Here is a 5,134-nt window from a genome sequence, read left to right as displayed (position 1 = left end):
GACTTTCAAGACAGTCGCTCTGGCCTGCCGGCCATCTCCCCCACAGGTGGGGAGATTGGCTGGGCGCACCGGTTTCCCCAACAATCAAGGTCACAAACAGCACAACGTTAGCGATGTGCGAAGGTCCAGCCGCTGGTCGATCTCCACCCTTGTGGGGGAGATGGCCGGCAGGCCAGAGGGGGGTGCCACACGGCACGCCGGTAGATGATATGGGACAGCGCCGTCCTTACACCGCCATCTTCGCTGCAGAATCCCGCAACAAATCCTCCACCAACTCCACCGTCAGCTCGTCGAAATGCGTGATGATCACATCTGGGTCGAGGCTCGAAACCGGCACATCCGAATAGCCGAAGGGCACTGCGATGGAGGGCACGGCGGCATTCTTCGCCACCGCAATGTCATTGATGCTGTCGCCGATCATCACCGAGCGGGAAACATCGCCGCCCGCGCGTTCGATGGTGCCGGTCAGATGCCGTGCATCGGGCTTGCGGTGTTCGAACGTGTCGCCGCCGGTGATGGCATCGAAATAATGCGTCAGGCCGAGCTTCTCGAGCAGACCGGTCGCCAAGCCTTCCAGCTTGTTGGTACAGACGGCGAGGCGAAAGCCCGACGCTTTCAGCCGGTCCATGGCGGCGATCAGGCCGGGATAGGGCACCGTATGGCCGGGCATGTTCGCATTATAATGGGCGACGAAACGCTCGACGAGATCAGGAACTTCATCCGCGGCCAACGGGCGGCCCTGCAGTTTGCAGGCGCGCTCGATCATCACACGGGCGCCCTGGCCGACCAGATGCGTGAGGTCGTCATAGGTGACGGGCTCGAGATCCAGCGCTGCGATCGTGTAGTTCAGGCTTTCGACCAGATCGACATGGGTGTCGAGCAGCGTGCCGTCGAGATCGAAGACGATAAGGGCTTGGCCGGCATTTTCGGAAGCGAGGGTCAAAGTGATGCCTCTTTGCAGGGTAGGATTTTCAGGGAGTAGGCGATGAACAGACGAAAAGCAACGCCAGGAGGGCTGATAGAAAAGTCGCAGCCGAAACGCGTGGCTTTCAATCGCAGGACGATGATTTTGGCTTTCGTTTGCAATACGAGCCGTGTAAACAGCACATCCAACGCAATATCAGGAGCTGGCGGCGCATGGATGCCCGCGAAATGAAGATCAAGGCCGCTGAGGCCGCGCTTGTCCATGTCGAGTACGGCATGCGCCTCGGAATCGGGACCGGAAGCACGGCGGAGGAATTCGTTCGCGTGCTCGCTGAAAAGGTTGCAGCCGGTTTCAAGGTCGAAGGCGTTCCGACGTCCGAGCGCACGGCACGGCTTTGCGTCGAACTCGGCGTTCCCCTGAAATCGCTGGATGAGCTGCCACAACTGGATCTCACCATCGACGGCGCCGACGAAGTCGATGCAGGCTTGCGGCTCATCAAGGGTGGCGGCGGTGCGCTGTTACGCGAAAAGATCGTCGCTGCAGCCTCGACGCGGATGATCGTCATTGCCGACGAAAGCAAGCTGGTGCAGACGCTCGGCGCTTTTGCATTGCCGATCGAGGTCAATCCCTTCGGCCTCGTTTCGACGCGCATCGCGATCGAAAAGACCGCCTCACGCCTTGGTCTCTCCGGTGAACTGACGTTACGTCAGTCTGGTGACGGAGAGTTTACGACTGACGGCGGACACTACATCATCGATGCATCTTTTGGCCGCATTCCTGATGCAGAGGCGCTTTCGAGGGAACTGAATTCCATACCCGGTGTCGTGGAGCACGGGCTTTTCATCAACATGGCGGCGCTTGCGATCATTGCCGGTCCTGCAGGCGCCCGCACGCTGCAGGCAAACAGATAACAGGAGCATAGAAACTCATGATGAACATTGCAGGTCTTGGCCGTCTTGCCGCTGCGACCATCGTTCTTTCCGGGCTTGCCTTCGGCTCTGCCGCAAGAGCGCAGGAAGTTTCCGAGGAGCAGCTGAAGGCTGCCCGCGCAGCCATGGACGCGATCGGCGCAACCACCCAGTATGACAACATCCTGCCAGGTCTGGCCGAGCGTCTGAAGGCCGGCCTCATTCAGGATTCGCCGAACTATCAGGATGTCATCTCCGCCACCGTCGATGCGCAGGCGCTGGCTCTGGCACCGCGCCGTGCCGACCTCGAGAAGGAAGCCGCTCTGACCTATGCCAAGGCCTTCTCGGTCGAAGAGCTGAAGGCGATCGCCGATTTCTACAATTCCGACGTCGGCAAGAAGCTGCTGCGCGACGGCCCGGTTGCCTCGCGCGAAACCGCCAAGGCTGCCGATATCTGGGCGCAGGGCATTTCCCGCGACCTCGAAAAGCAGAGCAATGTCCAGCTTTCCAAGGTCATCAAGGCTCCGCCGGCGGCAACCGAAAGCCCGGTTGCACCGGCTACCCCGGCTCCGGCCGCAGCGCCGGCACCGGCCAAGCCGTAAGGCCGCCTTCACCTTTCGCAAAAGCCCGGCATCGTCCGGGCTTTTGTTTTTCTATTGCCGTCCCTATCTCTTTGTTCTGACGCAATTCCGGACGCAAAACCGCTGCGCACTTTTGCTGGAATTGCTTATATGCGAACAACCCATCCAGCGATTCCCTCCGGAGATCATCATGCCATCCTTCGACTACGACCTCTTCGTCATCGGCGGCGGTTCGGGTGGCGTGCGCAGCGCGCGCGTCGCGGCCTCGCTCGGCAAGAAGGTGGCGATCGCCGAGGAATACCGCTATGGCGGCACCTGCGTGATCCGCGGCTGCGTGCCGAAGAAGCTCTTCGTCTACGCCTCGCAGTTCCACGAGCATTTCGAGGATGCTGCCGGCTTCGGCTGGACGGTCGGCGAAAGCTCGTTCGACTGGAAGAAGCTGATCGCCGCCAAGGATGGCGAGATCGCGCGGCTGGAAGGGCTCTACAAGAAGGGGCTTTCCGGCGCCAATGCCGAGATCCTGGAGACGCGCGCCGAACTCGTCGATGCGCATACGATCCGGCTGCTGAAAACCGGCGAGACGGTGACGGCCAAGACCATCGTGATTGCGACCGGCGGCACACCGAACCCGCATGCCGCACTTCCCGGCCATGAGCTCTGCATCTCCTCCAACGAGGCCTTCCATCTGGAAGAGCTGCCGAAATCGATCCTGATTGCCGGCGGTGGTTATATCGCCGTCGAATTCGCCAATATCTTCCACGGGCTCGGCGTCGAGACGACGCTGATCTATCGTGGCACCGAAATCCTGTCGCGCTTCGATGAAGACCTGCGTCGCGGCCTGCATGAGGCGATGGTTGCCAAGGGCATCCGCATCCTGTGCCAGGATGTGATGGAGAAGGTGACGAAGGGCGAGAACGGCCTTGTCATCGAGACGATGAAGGGCGCGACGCTGAATGCCGATGTCGTCATGCTAGCGCTTGGCCGTGACCCAAACACGAAGGGACTGGGGCTCGAAAATGCCGGTGTTGCCGTCAACGAGCGCGGCGCCATCATCGTCGACGACTATTCGCGTACCAATGTCGAGAACATCTATGCTCTCGGCGATGTCACCGACCGGGTACAACTGACACCAGTGGCGATCCATGAGGCCATGTGCTTCATCGAGACGGAATACAAGAACAATCCGACCAAGCCGGATTACGACCTGATCCCGACCGCCGTCTTCTCACAGCCGGAGATCGGCACGGTCGGCCTTTCAGAGGAAGAGGCGGGCAAGCGCTACAAGGAGCTGGAAGTCTACCGCGCCCAGTTCCGGCCACTGAAGGCCACACTTTCCGGCCGAGCCGAAAAGATGATCATGAAGCTGATCGTCGATGCCGCAAGCCGCAAGGTTGTCGGCGCCCATATCCTCGGTCACGACGCCGGCGAGATGGCGCAGATCCTCGGCATCACGCTGAAGGCCGGCTGCACCAAGGATGATTTCGACCGCACCATGGCGCTGCATCCGACGGCCGCCGAAGAGCTGGTGACCATGTATGCGCCGAGCTACCGTATCCGTGACGGCCAACGCGTTTAATCTGTTCTCATGAAATGATGCCTGCCGCACGAACGGCAGGCGAAGGCGGTTAGCTGGTTAGCCGCGGCGCGCGGATGACCTTCAGGAACAGTGCCTTCATGGCATCGGCAATGCCTTCGGTCGGCGACACCTCGAAATAGAGGCCGGGCGAGGCGCAGGCGGCCATGCGCGTGGGTATCTCGTTCTGGAAGGGCTTGATCCAGGTATTGTACCAGTTGTTGCTCGGCAGCGGCAGGTAGGTGGTGTAGAGCACGGCGATCTTGACGCCACGATCCTTCAGCGGCTTGCAGAAGGACGTATCGATGGGCTCCTGGCAGCGGCCACCAGTCGTCTTCTTGGTGCAGGTCGATGGCTTGTAGCTGTCTCCGACGCCATCCGACACGAAGAACAGGATCTTTTCCGGGTTGACGTTCGACGTTCCGTCGCCGGCCGGATCGATAATGGTGTTCATCTGCGTCATGGCGCTGTCGAAGCTGGTGAGCTGGTCCTGATTGTAGTTCTGATAGGGAATGGTCATCAGGTCGACGGCATTGGTATAGTTCTTCACCGTCGTCAGGTCCGAGGTGAGGCCTGATATCGTCGTCAGCTTGGCGTCCTCAGCCTTGGTGCCGAAGGTGTAGACGCCCATGCGGAACTGATCGGCGCTGACGCGCTCTGTCTTGGCCGTGTCGGTCAGCGCCTGGGTTGCCTGGCGAACCACGTCGATGCGCATGGCGACGCCGAGGCTCTTGGCGATCGTGTAATTGTTGGTGGTCTGGTCCATCTGGTGGCAGGCAAAGGCACAGCCGGTCTTGGCCTCCAGCTTGGAAACATCGGTCGGGGTCGCGGCGACACCCATGGATGGCGTATTGTCGAGCAGGATGTAGAAATCCATGAAGGAGGCGGTCTGATATTCCGCCGTCGCCGTGCCCGATATGGTGATAGAGTCCTGGCCAAGGACATGCATGAAGGTGGTGGGCACGGAGGCGCTGAAGGAGACGAGCGAATTGAGCTTATTGGCCGTCTTGGTGACGTCGATGCTGAGCTCAACCGGCACCGAGGTCAGTTCACCGGACATCTGTGAAAAGAAGATGTTGCGGGCATCCGTCTTGGCAACGGAGATGGTGCCATTGCCCTTCATGGTCATGGCGGCTGCCACTGCATC

Annotated in this window: 5 protein-coding genes; 3 read left to right on the top strand and 2 right to left on the bottom strand. The window is 60.4% G+C overall.

Annotated features, from left to right (window positions below):
- Window positions 1–226: 226 nt before the first annotated feature.
- The gene (locus tag PMI11_RS35100) at window positions 227–943 is read right to left on the bottom strand and encodes an HAD family hydrolase (RefSeq protein ID WP_007827184.1); all 717 of its coding nucleotides are present in this window, start codon (window positions 941–943) and stop codon (window positions 227–229) included.
- A 194-nt stretch (window positions 944–1,137) separates the two neighbouring features.
- Here PMI11_RS35100 and rpiA point away from each other — a divergent pair, with 194 nt between their 5' ends.
- The 3 genes from rpiA (at window position 1,138) to gor (ending at window position 3,990) form a co-directional block, all read left to right on the top strand.
- The gene (gene rpiA / locus PMI11_RS35095; RefSeq protein WP_007827182.1) at window positions 1,138–1,836 is read left to right on the top strand and encodes a ribose-5-phosphate isomerase RpiA; all 699 of its coding nucleotides are present in this window, start codon (window positions 1,138–1,140) and stop codon (window positions 1,834–1,836) included.
- Window positions 1,837–1,853: 17 nt separating this feature from the next.
- The gene (locus PMI11_RS35090; RefSeq protein WP_007827181.1) at window positions 1,854–2,435 is read left to right on the top strand and encodes a DUF2059 domain-containing protein; all 582 of its coding nucleotides are present in this window, start codon (window positions 1,854–1,856) and stop codon (window positions 2,433–2,435) included.
- A 169-nt stretch (window positions 2,436–2,604) separates the two neighbouring features.
- Entirely contained in the window at window positions 2,605–3,990 is a 1,386-nt protein-coding gene (gor, locus tag PMI11_RS35085; protein ID WP_007827180.1) for a glutathione-disulfide reductase, read from the top strand.
- Between the two features lie 49 nt (window positions 3,991–4,039).
- Here the strand turns inward: gor and PMI11_RS35080 are convergent.
- A partial coding sequence (locus PMI11_RS35080; protein WP_007827179.1) for a hypothetical protein occupies window positions 4,040–5,134 on the bottom strand: 1,095 nt, incomplete at its 5' end.

Origin of the sequence: Rhizobium sp. CF142, from assembly GCF_000281145.1 — a bacterium.
Taxonomy (GTDB): domain Bacteria; phylum Pseudomonadota; class Alphaproteobacteria; order Rhizobiales; family Rhizobiaceae; genus Rhizobium.
Note: the sequence above shows the minus strand (reverse complement) of the source record. Positions and strands in the feature narration are given on the sequence as shown.